This is a genomic window from Sphingobacterium hotanense (genome assembly GCF_008274825.1).
Classification (GTDB): domain Bacteria; phylum Bacteroidota; class Bacteroidia; order Sphingobacteriales; family Sphingobacteriaceae; genus Sphingobacterium; species Sphingobacterium hotanense.
The window spans coordinates 3,817,084-3,836,013 of record NZ_CP030848.1 but is presented as its reverse complement, the minus strand read 5'-3'; the positions used below and the strand labels follow the sequence as shown (position 1 = coordinate 3,836,013).

General features: G+C 42.2%; 16 protein-coding genes. 11 read left to right on the top strand and 5 right to left on the bottom strand.

The features are described 5' to 3' along the window. Positions 1–45 precede the first annotated feature (45 nt). The 4 genes from DSM08_RS16180 to gltB all read right to left on the bottom strand — a co-directional run bounded on the left by DSM08_RS16180 (position 46) and on the right by gltB (position 7,278). Positions 46–651, bottom strand: coding sequence for a hypothetical protein (locus DSM08_RS16180; RefSeq protein ID WP_187773889.1), 606 nt, complete (start codon positions 649–651; stop codon positions 46–48). Continuing rightward, a complete protein-coding gene (locus DSM08_RS19090) occupies positions 627–821 on the bottom strand; it encodes a hypothetical protein (protein ID WP_187773888.1) in 195 nt (64 codons plus the stop codon). Before DSM08_RS19090 ends, DSM08_RS16180 begins: the two co-directional genes overlap by 25 nt. 490 nt (positions 822–1,311) lie before the next feature. After that, complete coding sequence (locus DSM08_RS16175) at positions 1,312–2,760, bottom strand: glutamate synthase subunit beta (RefSeq protein ID WP_149527120.1); 1,449 nt, start codon at positions 2,758–2,760, stop codon at positions 1,312–1,314. Positions 2,761–2,778: 18 nt separating this feature from the next. Continuing rightward, a complete protein-coding gene (gene gltB, locus DSM08_RS16170) occupies positions 2,779–7,278 on the bottom strand; it encodes a glutamate synthase large subunit (protein ID WP_149527119.1) in 4,500 nt (1,499 codons plus the stop codon). Positions 7,279–7,487: 209 nt separating this feature from the next. Here gltB and DSM08_RS16165 point away from each other — a divergent pair, with 209 nt between their 5' ends. The 4 genes from DSM08_RS16165 to DSM08_RS16150 all read left to right on the top strand — a co-directional run bounded on the left by DSM08_RS16165 (position 7,488) and on the right by DSM08_RS16150 (position 11,048). Then, positions 7,488–8,588: a mandelate racemase/muconate lactonizing enzyme family protein gene (locus DSM08_RS16165; RefSeq protein ID WP_149527118.1), complete on the top strand. Its 1,101-nt coding sequence runs from the start codon at positions 7,488–7,490 to the stop codon at positions 8,586–8,588. Positions 8,589–8,854: 266 nt separating this feature from the next. Beyond that, entirely contained in the window at positions 8,855–9,835 is a 981-nt protein-coding gene (locus tag DSM08_RS16160) for a deoxyhypusine synthase family protein (RefSeq protein WP_149527117.1), read from the top strand. Between the two features lie 28 nt (positions 9,836–9,863). Further along, complete coding sequence (locus DSM08_RS16155) at positions 9,864–10,415, top strand: hypothetical protein (protein ID WP_246172306.1); 552 nt, start codon at positions 9,864–9,866, stop codon at positions 10,413–10,415. A 63-nt stretch (positions 10,416–10,478) separates the two neighbouring features. Continuing rightward, on the top strand, positions 10,479–11,048 hold the full coding sequence (locus DSM08_RS16150) for a non-canonical purine NTP diphosphatase (RefSeq protein WP_149527116.1): 570 nt from the start codon (positions 10,479–10,481) through the stop codon (positions 11,046–11,048). A 297-nt stretch (positions 11,049–11,345) separates the two neighbouring features. On the opposite strand, the gene DSM08_RS16145 is transcribed toward DSM08_RS16150, so the two are convergent. Next, positions 11,346–13,547, bottom strand: a complete 2,202-nt coding sequence (locus DSM08_RS16145; RefSeq protein ID WP_149527758.1) for an OstA-like protein — start codon at positions 13,545–13,547, stop codon at positions 11,346–11,348. A 238-nt stretch (positions 13,548–13,785) separates the two neighbouring features. Between DSM08_RS16145 and tilS the strand changes: the two genes are divergently transcribed. From tilS to DSM08_RS16110, 7 genes are all read left to right on the top strand, one after another. Then, positions 13,786–15,111 carry a tRNA lysidine(34) synthetase TilS gene (gene tilS, locus DSM08_RS16140; RefSeq protein WP_149527115.1) on the top strand — a complete coding sequence of 442 codons (1,326 nt, stop codon included), beginning with the start codon at positions 13,786–13,788 and terminating at the stop codon, positions 15,109–15,111. Positions 15,112–15,116: 5 nt separating this feature from the next. Further along, the gene (locus tag DSM08_RS16135; protein ID WP_149527114.1) at positions 15,117–15,602 is read left to right on the top strand and encodes a hypothetical protein; all 486 of its coding nucleotides are present in this window, start codon (positions 15,117–15,119) and stop codon (positions 15,600–15,602) included. A gap of 82 nt (positions 15,603–15,684) precedes the next feature. Beyond that, positions 15,685–15,984, top strand: coding sequence for a DUF4834 family protein (locus DSM08_RS16130; protein ID WP_149527113.1), 300 nt, complete (start codon positions 15,685–15,687; stop codon positions 15,982–15,984). Between the two features lie 36 nt (positions 15,985–16,020). Next, positions 16,021–17,130, top strand: coding sequence for a DNA replication/repair protein RecF (gene recF / locus DSM08_RS16125; protein ID WP_149527112.1), 1,110 nt, complete (start codon positions 16,021–16,023; stop codon positions 17,128–17,130). Continuing rightward, on the top strand, positions 17,117–17,431 hold the full coding sequence (locus DSM08_RS16120) for a DUF721 domain-containing protein (protein WP_149527111.1): 315 nt from the start codon (positions 17,117–17,119) through the stop codon (positions 17,429–17,431). Before recF ends, DSM08_RS16120 begins: the two co-directional genes overlap by 14 nt. A gap of 27 nt (positions 17,432–17,458) precedes the next feature. Further along, on the top strand, positions 17,459–18,370 hold the full coding sequence (locus tag DSM08_RS16115) for an EamA family transporter (RefSeq protein WP_149527110.1): 912 nt from the start codon (positions 17,459–17,461) through the stop codon (positions 18,368–18,370). Continuing rightward, entirely contained in the window at positions 18,360–18,920 is a 561-nt protein-coding gene (locus DSM08_RS16110) for a Crp/Fnr family transcriptional regulator (protein ID WP_149527109.1), read from the top strand. Before DSM08_RS16115 ends, DSM08_RS16110 begins: the two co-directional genes overlap by 11 nt. The last annotated feature ends 10 nt before the right edge of the window (positions 18,921–18,930 follow it).

The window sequence follows — 18,930 nt, the reverse complement described above, 5'->3', positions numbered from 1 at the left end:
AGAAGAAAATAGGCGCCATAGTCTTGTGGTGCCAGCGAAGTGAACTTACAACTGATAATAATCCGTATTTATTTTTCTAGGATAGAAATACCCCTTTATACAATTTGGATTCCTGATACAGAGCTGGATATGGTCTTTCTCACGGAATCCCGCGTTGGGGTATAACTCAGCGCCTTCCCAGAAAACACCTCGCACGCTATCAAACTCCCTTAACGACTCTTCTCTTCGCACTTGATGTATCGTTTGTATAACTGCGCAATCCAGCTTACGAACCATAAGTTCATTCAATTTTCCAATAGCAATATTTTTAGGGAGTTTGTCCGTTGTAGCTTTTAGAAGCTCAAAACCAGCTTTTAAGATTTTAAGGTTTTCATAATCCAGTAGATCCAAGCAATTTCCCAGATGAAGAATAGCACCTATTATACAAGGATCCTTAATAGGTTGTTTCGCTTGCCTAGGGTTTTCCTTTAGGTTCTCAGCATACTCAAGTGCTCGCGAAGGACTATTTTCCCAAAAATACATGCCATTTCCCAGCCAGTCATATTCGTTTTTACTATTTTTGAGTGTTAATTTTTGGTTTATAATTTTTTTACCGAAAGACCGGTCACATCCGTGAAATCTGTATACTATCCCTGTTCCTGCGGAATACATAGATTTTTATATTTTTTTTCCAGTTTTCCACTCTTATCAATAATTCCCACTTTAGTCAAAAATATCTTCGAAGACTCTTCGGTCTTAGATACCTTCTTCTTATATTTTTTAAGAATCGCAACAAAAGAATTTGTATCAATCTCTTTTCTATTCACTTTATTGTTCTTCATGATCTAAAATCTTATACAACAAATATATGAAAATGTTGCTTTAAGGCTTGATATTTAGCGTCTTACAGATTGATGGTGGAGGAGCTTTTATGGGTTCTGATATCTAATGTCTAATTTCTAGTCTGAAGACTGAAAGAATTATCAGGATCTTACGTCATGGGGCTTTAGACTAAGTACTATTTCTGAAAAAAGGATCAGCGGTCCGGTAAAAGTTGGAGACGTTTAGTGAAACGTCTCCTATAAAACATGCTCTCCCCCCTTCATTCAGCACCTTATATGATCCTGCCAATCCTTGTCTCCTTCCTTTCATGGTTCAGAAAAGTAGTTAGTATTTAGTACTTAGTATAAAGACCTATGACTGCCAATATTGACGATAAAAATATGTCGTGCGAAAGATCCTGCTTATCCTTACATCCTTCCTTTCCTGGTTCAAAGATTAAACACCAATAAAAAAGGCGCCTATGCGGCGCCATACTCTAATATCTAAAATCTAATGTCTATTCTCTAATTCCGATTTCCCCATCAAAAACTCATCTACCTTTCGGGCGCATTCGCGGCCTTCGGAGATTGCCCATACGACGAGGGACTGTCCTCTGCGCATATCGCCGGCGGTGAATACGTTGCTGAGGTTTGTTTTATATTCTGCTTCGCTTGCCAGGACATTGCCTCTCGGGTCAAGATCGACGCCAAGTTGTTGCAATAAGCCTTCGTGTTGCGGATTCAGGAATCCCATGGCTAGTGTTACAAGTTCGCAAGGGATTTCACGCTCGGAACCTTCGACCTCGGCAAATTTGGTTGGGCGTCCGTTCTCATCGGTCTCCCAAGATAGGTCTACCACCTTTGCAGCGCGGAGGTTCCCATTTTCATCACCTAAGAATTCTTTGGTGCTGATGCTCCAATGTCTTTGACAGCCTTCTTCGTGCGAGGTTGTTGTTTTTAATAACATGGGGTATGTAGGCCATGGCATCGCGTCTGTACGGGATTGTGGCGGCGTCGGCATTAATTCGAACTGTGTTACGGATATTGCGCCATGACGGTTGGAAGTTCCCACACAGTCAGAGCCCGTATCACCACCGCCGATAACCAATACATTTTTGCCGGCTGCGTGGATCTCTTCCACTTCGATAGGGGAATTGCCCACCCTTTTGTTCTGTTGTTTTAAGAAGTCCATCGCAAAATGCACACCCTTCAATTCGCGACCCGGAATCTTTAAGTCGCGGGGGATAGTTGATCCGCCCGCAAGAACGATAGCATCGTATGCTTTTAGCTCCTGTGCCGGCACGTTCTTGCCAACTTCTGCATTAGTTCTGAACTCTACACCCGACTGTTCCATGATTGAGATTCGGCGATCAATGACCGATTTATCTAGCTTGAAATCAGGGATGCCGTATCGTAATAATCCGCCAACCTTATCGTCACGCTCATACACGACAACATCATGTCCTGCTTTGTTGAGCTGTGCAGCAGCAGCCAAGCCCGAAGGGCCGGAACCAACAACAGCCACGCGTTTTCCTGTTTTTAAATAGCTTTTATTCGGTTGTACATAGCCTTTTTTGTAGGCTATTTCGATGATATGTTTCTCAATTTCTTCGATAGCAACCGGCGATTTGTTGATTCCAAGTACACATGCCGACTCACAAGGAGCAGGACATATACGGCCGGTGAACTCCGGAAAGTTGTTGGTAGAGGAAAGAATCTGATAGGCTTCTTCCCATTTACCATCATAAACAGCATCGTTGAATTCGGGAATAACATTCCCTAGTGGACATCCTGAGTGGCAGAATGGTATTCCACAGTTCATACAACGCGCTGCCTGATTATTTAATTGATCGTCCGTATAAGGTTGTACGAACTCTTGATAATTCTGTCTTCTGCTTTCCACAGCATCTTTCTGAGGAAGCGTTCTTTCATATTCTAAAAATCCTGTTGCTTTTCCCATGATAATTTTCCTCCTTGATTATGCTGTTACTAACTTTACCTGAATCACTTGTTTGTACTCTCTTGGGAATACCTTGATGAACTTGCTCTTTTCTGCAGCCCAGTTCGTAAGAATGGTATTTGCCCTTTCGCTCTTCGTTAGTAATATGTGTCTTTTCAGCAGGTTGATAATTGCCGTTTCGTCCTCTGCATCCAATGGGTCCAAGTCGACCATTTCTTTATTGCAGTTTTCGCGGAAGTTGCCATCTAGATCATATACCCATGCGATACCACCACTCATTCCGGCGGCGAAGTTTCTACCTGTTTCGCCAAGAATAAGGGCTCTACCACCGGTCATGTATTCACATCCATGATCGCCAATGCCCTCAACTACTGCTGTTGCACCTGAATTCCGTACGGCGAAGCGCTCACCAGCACGACCATTGATAAACAAATGTCCGGAAGTCGCGCCATAGAGCGCCACATTACCGATGATGATATTTTCATCAGGCACTAAGCTACTTTCGGCAGCAGGGTAGATCGCCAATTGCGCTCCTGAAAGACCTTTGCCCACATAATCATTTGCTTCACCCTCCAGCTCGAAGGAGATTCCCTTGGTGTTGAAAGCACCGAAGGATTGGCCAGCGGATCCTTTAAATTTAAAGTTGATGCTGTTGTCTGGCAAACCTTCCGATCCATATATTTTTGAAATCTCATTGGAAAGTAGGGTACCGATCGTTCTATCCGTATTCTTCACATGGAAGGTTCCGAACACTGGTGTTTTGCTTTCCAATGCAGGTTTCGCCTGTGTTAGTAGTCCCCAGTCTAAGATCATGCTCATGCCATGATCTTGTTCTTCTGTATTGTATAGGGTCTGTCCGCTAGCGTTTGCAGCCACATGTAAGATTCCTGAGAAATCAATTTTGGACGCTTTCCAATGTGGTAAATCTTCCCTTTTCTTCAAGAATTGAGCTCTACCGACCATTTCGTTGATGGTGCGGAAGCCTAATTGCGCCATAATCTCGCGCATTTCTTCAGCAAGGAATCTAAACAGATTGACTACATCTTCCGGTTTTCCGGAGAATAGTTTTCTTAATTCAGGATCTTGTGTAGCAACACCTACAGGGCAGGTATTGAGGTGACACTTGCGCATCATGATACAGCCGCCAGCCACTAAAGCTGCCGTTGCTACGCCCCATTCTTCAGCGCCTAAGAGCGTCGCGATGACTAAATCCCTACCGGTTTTCATTTGTCCGTCAGCCTGTAGTACAACGCGGCTACGGAGTTTGTTTTGTACTAATGTCTGATGTGCTTCAGCGAGTCCGAGTTCCCAAGGGAGACCCGCATGCTTGATAGAGCTGATGGGGGAAGCACCAGTCCCCCCGTCATAACCAGCGATTAAGATTACGTCAGCATGCGCCTTTGCCACACCTGCAGCGATGGTACCAACGCCGGCCTTGGAAACCAGTTTTACGTTGATACGGGCGTCTCTATTAGCATTTTTCAAATCGAAGATAAGCTGTGCCAAATCTTCGATAGAATAAATATCGTGATGTGGAGGTGGCGAAATTAAGCCCACTCCAGGTGTGGAGTGTCTTACTTTTGCAATCCAATCGTCCACTTTATGTCCCGGTAATTGTCCGCCTTCACCAGGTTTAGCACCCTGTGCCATTTTGATCTGTATTTCATCTGCCTGGGTTAGGTAGTTTGACGTTACTCCAAAGCGTGCAGATGCCACCTGCTTGATGGCAGAACGCATGGAGTCGCCGTTTGGCAATTTCGCATAGCGGATTTCGTCTTCACCACCCTCTCCGGTATTTGATTTACCACCGATGCGGTTCATGGCAATTGCCAAAGTGCTATGTGCTTCGTGGGATATCGAACCGAATGACATGGCGCCGGTCGCAAATCTTTTCATGATATCGCTCGCCGGCTCGACCTGGTCGATAGAAATTGGCGTGCGATGTTTAGCGAATTCTAACAGTCCACGAAGAGTAAACATATGCTCTTTTTGGTTGTTGATCAGGCTCGCATATTTCTTATAGGTATCAAAACTATCCGTGCGACAAGCTTGCTGAAGCAAATGTACTGTTTGTGGGTTCCATAGGTGTCCTTCGCCACGACGTTTCCATTGGTATAATCCACCCTCAGGAAGTAAAGTCGACGTCACTCGGCTATGCTCAAATCCTCGCCAATGTTTTGCTAACGCTTCTTTGGCGATGTCATCTAATGTTAATCCTCCAATACGTGAAACAGCGCCACAGAAGTACTTGTCGACAACCGAAGAGTCTATTCCCAACACTTCAAAGATTTGGGCACCATGGTAGGATTGCAGCGTCGAGATACCCATCTTTGAGAATATCTTCAATAGGCCATTGCAAACAGCCTTCACATAGTTTTTCTTAAGGTCGTCCCACGTTAAATCAGTATCTAGTTGACCTTGCTCGCGCATAGTACGGATGCTTGCCAGCGCCATATAAGGGTTGATTGCTGTAGCACCGAAAGCCAGTAGACAAGCAAAATGGTGAACTTCCCAAGCATCTCCGGCTTCAACAACTAAGCCTACTGCACCGCGGTTTCCAGTTTTGATTAAATGGTGATGAACGGCAGAAACGGCAAGTAGGGAAGGAATCGCGCAGTGTTGCGAGTCGATCGCTCTATCTGAGAGAATGATAACTTCAAAACCGTCCTTTACAGCATCGTCGGCATAGCGGCAAAGTCTTTCCAGACCGGCTTCTAAGGAGCCGGATTTGCCATCTGCACGAAAATAACTTTGTATGGTTTTCGCTTGGAATACCCCCGTATCAATTGATCGCAGTTTCTCGAGTTCGCTAGAAGTTAAGATAGGGTGTTCCAGGGTAACACAATGACAGAATTTTTTGTCCTCAATCAATATGTTGCCGGCATTTCCAATAAAGGTTGCTAAACTCATCACTAAACGTTCGCGTATAGGGTCGATCGGTGGATTGGTTACCTGTGCAAAGAATTGTTTAAAATAGCTAGAGATATGTTGCGGTTGATCGGATAGGACTGCCAAGGGCACATCTGTACCCATTGAGCCAATGGGCTCATAGCCGGTCAGAGCCATCGGTGTAAGAATGGTTTCGATATCCTCGCGAGAATAACCAAAGGATTGCTGATACTTGAATACCGACTCTTTAGATAGGTATGTAAAAGTAACGCGGGGGTCTGCGAGCTCTTCTAGTTTGATTTTATAATTATTGATCCACTCGCCATAAGGTTGCTGACGAACTAATGCGCCTTTCACCTCTTCATCTGAACGAATCTTTCCCGCTTCCATATCCACGACGAATATTTTACCAGGTTGTTGTCTTCCTTTTTTAATAATGGTAGCTTCATCGATTGGCAATGCACCAGCTTCTGAGGCTACAACAACGCGATCGTCGTTGGTGATGGCATAGCGTAGCGGGCGAAGACCATTGCGATCTAATGTTGCACCAATAATATTACCATCGGTAAAGCAAAGTGCTGCCGGTCCATCCCATGGCTCCATTAAAGTTGCATGATATTCATAAAATGCTTTCTTCAGCGGATCCATTTGATCATTTCCATCCCATGCTTCCGGCACGAGCATCAGCATTACATGTGGTAGGCTTCTGCCACTGTGCAACAATAACTCAACAACGTTATCTAAGCAAGCTGAATCCGATTGTCCACGATCTACAACCGGCAATAAGATCTCCATCTCCTCATCTGTAAAATACGGTGAGGATAGGGCACGAACGCCCGCATAGAACCAGTTCAAGTTTCCGGTCAATGTATTGATCTCGCCATTATGGGCAATCATCCGGAAAGGTTGCGCGAGCGACCAAGATGGAAATGTATTGGTTGAGAAGCGCGAGTGCACTAATCCGAAAGCGGACACTACACGCGGGTCATGTAAATCTTTGAAGTATGAACCTACCTGATAAGTGGTCAGCTGACCTTTGTAGACTATTGTTTTGCAAGAAAGTGAGGCAATATAAAGTGGTAGAGGGTAGGCTTGGTGAGTTTTTATTTTCTGGATGATTAAGCGTCGGAGGACATATAACTTCCGTTCAAAATCTTCGGTGTTTCCTACGCCTTCCGGTCTGGAGATAAAGAACTGTACGATTTCCGGTTCTGCACTCAAGGCTGTTGGGCCAATTCCGGCACGATCCACTGGCACTGGACGGTAGCCCAATAGTTCCATATTGCGCTCGGCTGCAGCTTCTGCGATTACTTGTCGGCAAATAGCATTCATCTCTCCTTCCTTCGGAAGGAACAGCATGCCGACGCCATAATAGCCAGGCTCCTGTAGTTGAATTCCTAGATTAATACATTCTTCCCAAAGAAATTCATGCGGTAACTGGATCATGATACCCGCTCCGTCTCCCGACTCCGGGTCGCATCCGCATGCCCCGCGGTGCTCCATGTTCTCTAACATCGTCAGTGCATCTTGCACTTGTCGATGTGATTTTTGTCCTTTTATATGGGCTACAAAACCTACCCCACAGGCATCATGTTCAAACGCTGGATTGTATAGTCCTTCTTGCTGCATCGTGTTGTGAATATTTTATATTTTAACAATAGGTTTGCTAATATACGAATAAAATTAACAGTTTATTGAAAAACTAATAAAAAATAAACTAAAACGTTGAGTATAATATAAAATTATACGTTTTTATTATTGAAATTGTATTTGATTCGCTAAACGATTGTAAAAATGGAATATCATTCGCTAAATTTGATGATATAACAAACGAAGTCATGACCATAACCGAAATTGAAATCTATAGACTCAGTATTCCGATGGAGCCTTTTGTGATTGCCACAGGGACAATGGATTACGCCCAGAATACTTTTATTCGTGTAAGAACCGATAGCGAGCACTTCGGTGTTGGGGAATGTTCTGCTTTTCCGATGATCGTTGGGGAAACGCAAAATACCTGTATTGCGCTGGCTAAAGATTTCGCGAAAATATGGTTAGGGAAAGACCCCTTGCAGATAGCAGAACGGATGGCGGAACTGCATCTATATATCGCTGGCAATGCGACGATCAAGTCGGCCTTTGACATGGCTTTATATGACTTGGCAGCAAAAGCTGCAGGGCAGCCGCTGTATCAGTTTTTAGGCGGAAAAGTCCGTGACATCGTTACGGATATAACCTTAGGTATTGCTTCCCCGGAAGAAATGGCTGCCAAAGCACTGAAACTTCATGAAGGCGGCGCTGTTGCCTTAAAAGTAAAGCTTGGGAAGAAGCCTCAGGATGATGTTGCACGAATCAAAGCGATTCGACAAGTGGTCGGCTTTGATATTCCGATTCGTATCGACGCTAATCAGGGTTGGACTTATGAAGAGGCGGTGGAAGCATTGCAAGGCTTAGAGCCTCTAAAGATACAGTTCTGTGAGCAACCTATGCGTACTTATAATGATCATTTATTGGCCCAATTGCGTAGTGAAACCATAGTGCCGATTATGGCTGATGAATCTGTTTATAATCATCATGATGCCGAGCGCTTATGTCGTACGGATAGTTGCGATTATATCAACATCAAATTTTCTAAATCATCGGGGATTACCGAGTCGTTGAAAATTCAAGCTGTAGCGCAGGAATACAATATCCCTTGTATGATCGGCGGTATGTTGGAAAGCCGTTTGGCATTAGCTGCAAAGGCGCATTTTGCTTATGCCGCGCCAAATGTGAAGTTCTTTGATCTGGACACCTGTATGGTGGGGCATCTGGAAGATCCTGTAATTGGCGGGATTCGATACGATGGCTACCAGATTCATATCGGAGAGGGATTCGGTATTGGAGCAGACATGGATCCTGCATTTTTGGAGACCTGCGATAAATGGGTGATCTCTTAAAATCCTAGGATTCGGTACATCAGGATATAAATACATCGTCGAAGATTGACAGATATAAAATTTTAATAAATAAAATATCATATGTTAAATAATGATACTTGGAGTTTAGGCTTAACGGAGATACTGATATTGGCCATTTTGGTTATTATATTGGCTTTTTTCGCTTATATTTTCAAAAAATTGCTACGTAGAAAGTAAATCGCTAGGCTTGGACTGTTTAGGGAATAAATCAGTACCTTTGTCCCCAATATCAGATATAAAAAAACATGAGCACACAACGCGGACCTATTTCTCAATTTATCGAGAAGAATTATCTTCATTTTAACGCGGCTTCTTTAGTAGACGCGGCAAAAGGATATGAAACGCACCTTGCTGAAGGTGGTAAAATGTTGGTTTCTTTAGCAGGAGCAATGAGTACTGCTGAATTGGGTATTTCATTAGCTGAAATGATCCGTCAAGATAAAGTCGCTATCATTTCTTGTACTGGAGCGAACTTAGAGGAAGACGTGATGAACTTGGTAGCACACTCTCACTATAAGCGTGTTCCTCACTACCGTGATTTGACTCCTCAGGATGAGTGGGAATTGTTAGAAAACCATTACAACCGTGTAACGGATACTTGTATTCCTGAAGAAGAGGCGTTCAGACGTTTACAATCGCATTTAGAAAAAGCGTGGAAAGACGCAGAAGCAGCAGGCGAGCGTTACTTCCCGCACGAATTTTTATACAAAGTAGTGTTGTCTGGTGATTTAGAGCAATACTATGAAATCGATCCTAAAAACTCATGGATCCTTGCAGCTGCAGAAAAGAATATTCCAATCATCTGTCCAGGATGGGAAGATTCAACGACAGGTAATATCTTCGCTTCATACGTTATCAAAGGTGAGTTGAATGTACATACCGTTAAAACTGGTATTGAGTACATGATTTACTTAACAGAATGGTACCGTGCGAACTCAGGAGGTAAAGGTGTAGGATTCTTCCAAATTGGTGGTGGTATCGCTGGTGACTTCCCGATCTGTGTTGTTCCGATGATGTACCAAGATTTAGAATGGCATGATGTTCCTTTCTGGTCATATTTCTGCCAGATCTCTGATTCAACGACTTCTTACGGTTCATACTCTGGAGCAGTTCCAAATGAGAAAATTACCTGGGGTAAGCTAGATACAGAATCTCCGAAATTTATCGTTGAATCTGATGCAACAATCGTTGCACCGTTGATCTTTGCTTGGGTATTAGGTCAATAAGATAATTACAGAACAATAGGATTGTACATTGGAATCGAATTTAACCACAGATAATGTTGCGGCCTTGCAGGCATTGATGTCTGAGACCATCTTTACGATGGGCGAGGAGACTGCCTTGCCTGGCGGTTCGATCCATAACTATCCTAATCAAGATATTCCTCAGGCTGCTGCTGCTGAAACAGCAGCTGAGGAATTTATTTTTCAGGGCGATAAGTCGACGGGCGTACTGTTCATCCTTCGTTATCCTGAATATCCGTATTTCTCGCCAGCAGCAGAGGAGGCGTTCTTAAAAACTATCGGCGCCTTGCAACTCAATGCAAGCAATGTTGCCGTTGTTAATTTGGCCAATCCGCATAACCCCAACGATTGGACCCGCATCATGAAGTTCTTTCAACCGAAGAAGATTACCTTGCTCGGTGTAGAGCCTACTTCGCTGAAGCTTCCTACGATTGCGCATAATTCTTACATGAAGGGCAAAATCGCTACGGTATTCAATACCTTCAGTTTTGAGGAGATGTTTGCCGATGTGCAGAAGAAGAAACTCTTCTGGGGCGAATTCAAAACCTTTATAGGCTCGTAATTCCTGATTTTTTTTATGTTTTTACCTATCCATATTGCTATTTTTGGCAATTATAGATAGACTATGGAATTAATATTCGCGACAAACAACGCACATAAATTAGAAGAGGTACAACAGATGGTTGGGGAGCAATTTACTCTTAAATCATTGGCAGATATTGGCTGTGAGGATGATATCCCCGAAACTGGAGTTACCTTTCAAGAAAATGCTCAACAGAAGACGGACTATTTGATTGCCAAATATGGAGTGAACTGCTTTGGGGATGATTCAGGGTTGGAGATCGACGCTTTAAATGGTGAGCCTGGCGTGTACTCTGCACGTTATTCTGGTTCTCGCGATATGGAAAAGAATATCGATTTGGTATTGGAGCGTTTGGGCGATACTGAAAATAGATCAGCGCGCTTTAAAACAGTGATTTCGCTCTTCTTAAATGGCGAGCAGCACTTTTTCGAAGGCACGGTAGAAGGAAATATCATTAAAGAAAGAATAGGGACAGCAGGTTTTGGCTATGATCCAATCTTTATTCCTCACGGTTATGAGCATACCTTCGCTGAGATGAGCATGGAAGAGAAGAACAGAATCAGCCACCGCGCGCAGGCTATTGCCAAGCTAGTTGAATTTTTAAAAGGCTAAGCGGAGGGTGAGAAAGTCACTTCTTTCAAAGCTCTTGCCTCGTAATGTTACATTCGTTGGAAGGCATCGATAAAAAGACAGGTACACATTTTCTTTAAAATAGATTTCAAGAATAAATCAATTTGTTAATTATTCTTTTCGAGTATGTAGCTATAGATTTAGATGCAGTTATTAGCCATGTGAGAATAATTGTATGTAGAATAATTAGCTTGTCATACCGTGAGGAATTGGCAGATAGTGTTCTTTGACATCTTGTGTGTAGGGGTTCAAGATATTTGGGTAAATAAAAAGCAACCTTTAATTTTCGGTTGCTTCTTCTAATATTTTCTCGGTCTGTTCAGCTTTTTTAGTGTCTATGGACTTTGTTGCTTCCGTTTTTATTTCCCCAGTGTTTTCATCGCCTTCATCTTCATCGTCCGGTTCAGAAATTAGGGATTGCCCAGCCCGCTTCCGATTTAACATGTCCTCGACAGACTTTGGCCGGTCTTCGGGTTTCCATTGGAAACCAGGCAGTACTTCCAGTTCCTGCGTGACTAGCTTGAAAGGATATATTTTCTGGTCGATCTTTCGAATCGAAACATAATCAATAATCTTATTGTTTTCCATGGTAATTTTAATCCGACTGCTGCGGTCATGGAACATCTCTGTGATGGTATTGGTCTTGTCGTTTGTCGAGAAAACTAGGTTTTCTGCATTTCCATCGACAAACAGGCGCTCTATAGCATTATTAGCGAAGAATGCAGTAATCTTTCTGCCCTTGAGCTGATTGAACTTGAGCGTGTCTAGAACAGCATTTACCATAAAGGCATTCTGTTTTAACAAAGCATTATCCATCTTGCCGTTTTTAATCTGCATAAAAATGGTGTCTGCTGAGATTTGCGATCCGTCGGACCAGATCATCGGTTTGCCCATAAAGCGGAACATGGAATCGACCATGCCGTAATAAACGGAGTCTGCCACGGCTTGTAAATCCGATTTGAATACTCTAACATTATAGTTTGCTCGCACGATACGGGTTCTCGCCGTATCGGCAAAGATCTGTGTGGAGTCCTTTAATAGGGTATCCGCCGTTTGAGCAGTTTTCAGTGCATCGGACAATAGGTCGTCGTGCTCTGTTCCTGTTGGCATTTCAGCCTTCCTCCGTAGAACACTGTCGGCTTTTGTGGTGACTTCAATATTCATGGAGTCAGGCACTTTGGCTTTTGCGGGAGCTTTCTTCGCAGGTGTAACCGGTTTCACCGTTTCTGATTTTTTGAGAATTTTAGGCTCGGCGGTTTCCAATGTCTTTTCTAGAATCGGCTCGCCGATACTAAGGCTGTCAGTATCATCAAACGAGGTTGAGTCATCCATATCGCCATAGTCTACTTCCGTAGATTCCTCAATCTGTCCGCCGTTGCGGTCGAGTTTGAGGTCTAAGGGTTTATAATCCCTTACAAAAATCACCTTGGAATAGAGGGTGTCTGCGGTCATATAGGCCGTATCCACTTTGGGAGGTTCTTTGATCGGGACAACCGCCTTATTTTCTGTAGAATCGGTCGTGCTGCTAATATCTTTTTCTGTAAGCTGCTTTTCTTGCGCTTTGAGTTCTTTCTCTTTTTCTTTTTCCAGCTTTCTGATTTCTCGTTTCGATAGATTTTTATTGGCCTGTAGGCTGTCTGTACTTAACGAGTCTGCTGCCTGTTTTGTGGTGTCATTCTGAATGACGTATTTGACAAGAGGTTTGTCTGTCATGAGGATGGACTGGTCGGCTTCAATATATTTTCCATAGCCTCCGTTCGAATAGAATTTATCCAGCGTATCCACGAACACAACATTACGGAAGGCTTCGCCAATCCCTCTGTTTCGATCATAGAACAAACTATCGCCTTTTAAGAAGCGGCTGCCTTCGGTATAGAGGTTGTTTTTGTTGAATTTAGCAATCCCGAAAGCGGTATTATACGTTCCTTTTTCGGTGTACAAGTTTTCCCCTTTACGTCCTTTGATATTTGTTGGCCCGAAGAAGAAGGCATCTCTATACATGGTGTTATACTGCATCGTATCGGTATAGATAATGACATTGGGCGATCTCACAACGACTTTGTTGTTGAAGTAAGCATCTTTGGAGGTTTCGAAATAATAAGCGTTTTGGGAAGTGATGGTGTCGCCCTGTCCTTCAATACGACCTCCATTGCGGTATGTTCCGCGTTGGCTGCGCATGTTGTAGGTGAGGTAATTCGTAGTAAGGGTTGTCTGCCCGTCTACCATACGTACATTCTTAGTCAAAACGGCTTGCTGTGAGGCGGCGTCATAATGTAAATGGGTGCCGTAGATTACCGACCCGGAAGTTTGCGTGATTACAATATTGCCATGGGCTTCAAAGAATTCACGTCCGATATCGTCCTTATACAGATCTCCGCTATCGGCAGAAAGCGTAGACCCTTTATGTTCGTAGACCGGATGATAACTGCGTAGGATTTTTTGATTGATGAATCTACTGCTCGAAGAGGATAATAAACGCATTTCGCTGCCGGTAGGGGCAGGTGTAAGTGTTGTTTGTCCATAGCCGGAAATACAGCACAGAAGCGTTAGAAGAATGAATAGATACCTCACAAGCGCAAAAATATATAAATAATTAGCAAAAAATTGTTAAAGGCTAAATTTTAATCTACAAATCAACATATTGTAGATATTAGCGAAAAGCAGACCAATTTTCGTGATGAAATTAGTGCTCAAGAAATGGATTGCGTATTTTTGATGTATGGCTACCATCAATAAGTTAAAAAGCTTTATCAAAGAGAAGCAACTGCTGTCTACGGCAGACAAGGTTCTATTGGCCGTGAGCGGGGGTAAAGACTCCATGTTGATGGCTTGTTTATTTCACGATTTGGGTTATCAGTGCATTATTGCACACTGCAATTTCCAGTTGCGAGGCGAAGATTCTGATCTGGACGAGGCGCTGGTTCGACAGTACGCCGATGAACTGGGGTATCCGTGTTTTGTAAAGCGTTTCGATACGGAGAAATATGCTAAAAAGCATAAGGAATCCATTCAAATGGCTGCAAGGACGCTACGTTATGCTTGGTTCGAGGAATTGAAGGCCGCGGAACGATGCACCGTTATCTGCATTGCCCAACATCTGAACGACCATATTGAAACTGCTCTGTTGAATTTAACGCGCTCTACGGGCCTGCAAGGTTTGCTAGGTATATCGCCTCGACGTGAGGATATCGTCCGACCACTACTCTGTTTAACGGCTGAGGAGGTGGAAAAAACCGTAGGTGAGTATAATGTTAGGTATCGGGACGATCAGTCCAACTTTTCGACTAAGTATGCAAGGAATAAAGTACGCTTGGAGATAATCCCGAAGTTTAAGGAAATACAGCCCGAATTTGAAGCTATCATGATACAGAATATCAAGCATTTTGAAGATAGCTATAACTTTATAAAAAAACAGGTGGAGGCTATTCGTGCGCAAGTATTTCAGGAAGAAGAGAGTCGTACTGTCATAACAATGGAATCACTGGCGCCGTATATAAATGATAGCTACCTCTTGTTTGAACTTTTTAAACCTTATAATTTCAACAAAGAGATACTGATCGATTTGCAGGATTGCTTTGACAGAGGGATGGGGCAGCTGTTTGAATCCAATAGCCATGAACTGTTACTGGATCGCGATAAGTTGATTCTTCGATCTAGAGGAGATGTGGGAAAGCTAGAAATTAAGATCGAGAAGGGGATGAAGGTTGTGGATCTTGGGAATGCGAAATTGAAGTTGAAGAAGGGGAGTATTGATCTTCTCCATAAAGAAAAGCATCAGGTGGATGTGGATGCCGATCTCTTAATTTATCCACTAGAGATCAGGAATTGGCGCGAGGGCGATGTCTTTGTGCCTTTAGGTATGAAGGGGAGAAAGAAGCTGAGCGATTTTTTCATTCAGCAGAAAATAGATCGCTTCGAAAAGAACCGTGTGCCAATATTGCTGAATGGAAATGGGGAGATTATTTGGATTATCAACCATCGCCTAGATAATCGGTACAAAGTGACTGAAAATACAAAGAAAGTACTTACTTTAGTGTACAAATAGGAAGTATGGAGGAACAATTACTTTTTAAAGAGAAGCAATATTTAGGTAGAGATATGACATGGATCAGTGTTCGTTTGATCCTCGCCTTGTTCTGCTTCATTGCCTACTACATCAATTTAGAGCATATGCTTTCCCGGCAATTGTTCTTCATCGTTGGTGGTGGTATTTTGATTGTATCCATCATCATGCTTTACATGATTAGTTATAGAACTAAGGTTTTCCCCACCCATGTATTGTTAAGCGGCTTATGGACAACCTCTGTTGTTAAGATTGATTTGAGTTCTATCGTTAAAGTCGAGAAGAAACGTTATTCCAGCTTTATTTTCAACAATCCGGTCTACAACTTGCACAAGAATGGGAAGATTCGTTTTTATTCCGGTGGCAAGGATGCCGTATGGTTAACCGATCGCGATGGACTCATTTATGTAATTGGCTCACAGCATCCTCAAGAGTTATTTAACGCGATTGAAGAGGCTAGAGGCAAATCGTAAAAATTTGTTAACTGATATTTGCCTGACAATAGAATTTAGTTTGAAACCAATATTTTTTTAAATTTGGTAAAAAGCATTAAAAATGACATTTATCTATTTCCTTATATCCATTATTTTATTTTACTACCTTTTTAAGTTTGGTATGCGTCTGCTCATGCCGTTCTTTATGCGTAAGCTAACAGAGCGTTTGATGAACAAACAGCAACAATATGCCAACGAAGGTCCCTTCCAACAATCTTATGGCGATCCGTTTAGAGAATACAATCAACGTGAGACGCGTCATGATGGAAAAGTAAAAGTCGAGTTTACTCCGCCAAAGCAATCTCCGAAAAAAGGTACTGCTACTGCGGGTGAGTTCATCGATTTTGAAGAGGTAAAATAAGATAGAGCAACATAAAAAGCCTATCTTTGTGTTGCTATGTGGCTCAAACACCTTTCGGTATTAAACTTTAAAAACTATACGGAATCTACATTAGAGTTTCTTCCTGATACCAATGCCTTCACAGGGCAGAACGGTGCAGGGAAGACTAACTTGTTAGATGCTATCCATTATCTTTCTCTTTGTAAATCCTATTTCAATCCTATTGATTCTCAACATATCAAGAAGGGGGAAGATTGGTTTATGGTGCAGGGTGAGTTCGATAGGGAGCTGATGGCCGATCAGGTTTCCTGTAGTTTAAAGCGGAACCAAAAGAAGCAATTTAAGAAGAATAAGAAAGAGTATGGCCGCTTAGCAGATCATATCGGACAATTCCCCTTGGTGATGATATCGCCTAATGATTCTTTTATTATCATGGATGGCAGTGAGGAGCGTCGTAAGTTTATTGATAACGTCATCTCGCAAACGGATAACCATTATCTGGACTATCTCATCAATTACAACAGAATCTTGTTACAACGAAATACAGTGTTGAAAAACATTCGTGAAACCGGTGTCTTTGATGTTGGATTGTTGGAGGTTCTTAACCTGCAGTTGGTGGAGAGCGGTGAGCGAATCTTTAAAAGACGACGTGAGTTTATGGAGGCTTTCCTTCCGGAGTTTCAGCGGTATTATCAGTTTCTATCCGACGACTCAGAGCAGGTGAGCCTCATCTATGAATCGCAATTGCTGAGTAATGATTTTCTGCAACTATTGAGTTCTCAACTTGATAAAGATCGTGCGCTAGAGCGGACAACCGTTGGAATCCATAAAGATGATTTACTGTTCAGTATACATGAAGGGATGCCATTAAAGAAATTTGGGTCGCAGGGACAACAAAAGTCTTTCTTAATTGCACTAAAGCTTGCCCAGTACTCATTCTTAAAGAATAAAAAGCATTTCAAGCCGCTATTATTACTGGACGATATCTTTGATAAGCTTGATGATCAGCGGACTAAGAAGCTGATGCAATTAGTTTCGGAGGATGAGTTCGGACAGATTTTTTTAACCGATACGGATTCCTCAAGAATCGAGCGCATTTTTAAAGAAATTGAAAAACCTATTCGTATCTTTGAAGTAGAAGGAGGACAGGTTCATGGCGAAATATAGCGACGATGCATTTAGACGAAGTGACGATATCACGATTAAACAAGCCGTGGATAAGTTACTTGATGTGTACCGTCTGCGCCGTAAATTCGACGAAACTTCTATTATATCTGCATGGCCTGAGTTAATTGGCTCAGCCATCGCCAACCGAACCCAACAAATTTATATTCGCGATAGAAAGTTGTTTGTAAAAGTAGAGTCTGCAGTTATCAAGAATGAGCTAGCCATTATGCGCCGTCAGATAATAGGGCGTGTTAATGAATATGTGGGTCAGGTAGTGATCGAAGAATTCGTTATCCTTTAGTTCTTTTTATACTGTTTTTCTCTATCTATGAAGTACTATACATCAGCATTGCTGGGGTTTATTATTTGGGGTACTTTCGCCTTAGTACTAAAACCCCTCAGTGCGTTCGGAGCGCTTGACATCCTTATTCATCGTGTTATCTTTGCTGCAATTTCTATTGTCATCGCTTGCTTCTTATTCAGGAGAAAGCAAACACTCGCTAGCATTCATTATATAAAAACACTAGATAGAAAAGGGCAATTGAAATTGATTGCCAATGTTGTTTCTTCAGCCGTATTTCTTGCATTCAATTGGTTTTCCTTTATCTACGTCATGAACGCTATTAGCGTCAATGCCACGTCGCTAGCATACTTAATTTGCCCCATTCTAACCACTATTTTAGCCAGCATATTTTTGAACGAGAAGTTGAATAACGGACAATGGTTAGCTGTTGTTTTGGCGGCCCTTAGTTGTGTCATTTTAGCTTATGGACATTTCATGGACTTGTTCTACAGCATGATCATCGCATTGTCTTATGCATTCTATCTAATCTTACAAAAGAATAGCTTCCAAATTGATAAGTTCTTTTCTTTGACAATTCACATCGTGGTCAGCATGTTCCTTCTTTTGCCGCTATTAAGTATTGTAGATACAGCTACTGTGAAAACAAATGAGTTTTATTGGCTTGTACTTATTATTGCCGTTGGTTATACCATCATCCCTTTGTTCATGAATATCTTTGCTTTGAAAGGCTTGGATTCTTCTGTCGTTGGGATTCTAATGTATCTAAACCCCATAATTAGTTTCTTTTTAGCCGTTTTTTATTATCATGAACCAATCAACACACAACAGATTATCGCTTTTTCCATGATTATGTTGGCTATATTAGTATTCAATATAGCCTATATATATGAGCGGAAGCGAAAGTTAGGTGTGCAAACCATAAAACATGAACTTTAAGGAGTCTTTATTTCAGATGTTTGAAGTGTCGGATGATCAGGCCGACTTAATCTTATCTAACTTCAAAGAGGAACATTTAGATAAGAATGCCATGTTCTTGTCGGAAGGTAAGCAATGTGAGAAGTTAAGCTTTGTAAGTTCAGGCTATTGTCGAGTGTTTAAGATAACACCAAATAAGGAAGTTACTCAATGGATTGGTGGCAACGGATATTTTATAACTGACTTGGCATCCTTTCTTTTTGACCAGAAGGCTATCTGGAGTATTGATGCTCTAACACCAGTAACTCTTTGGACACTAAACAAGCAGGATTACCTAACATTAGAAAATGAGATTCCAGATTGGAATGTATTAGAAAAACGTTTTATTGCCAAATGCTTTATGGCTTTAGAGCAACGTATTTTTAATTTCATTGCACTATCCGCAGAGGAGCGATATCAGCAGTATTTTGAGCAACAAAAAGATCTGTTCAATCAGGTTCCTTTACAGTATATCGCTTCAGTATTAGGTATGAGTCCTGAAACGCTATCTAGGATACGGAGTAAGGGCTAATAGTCAAAAT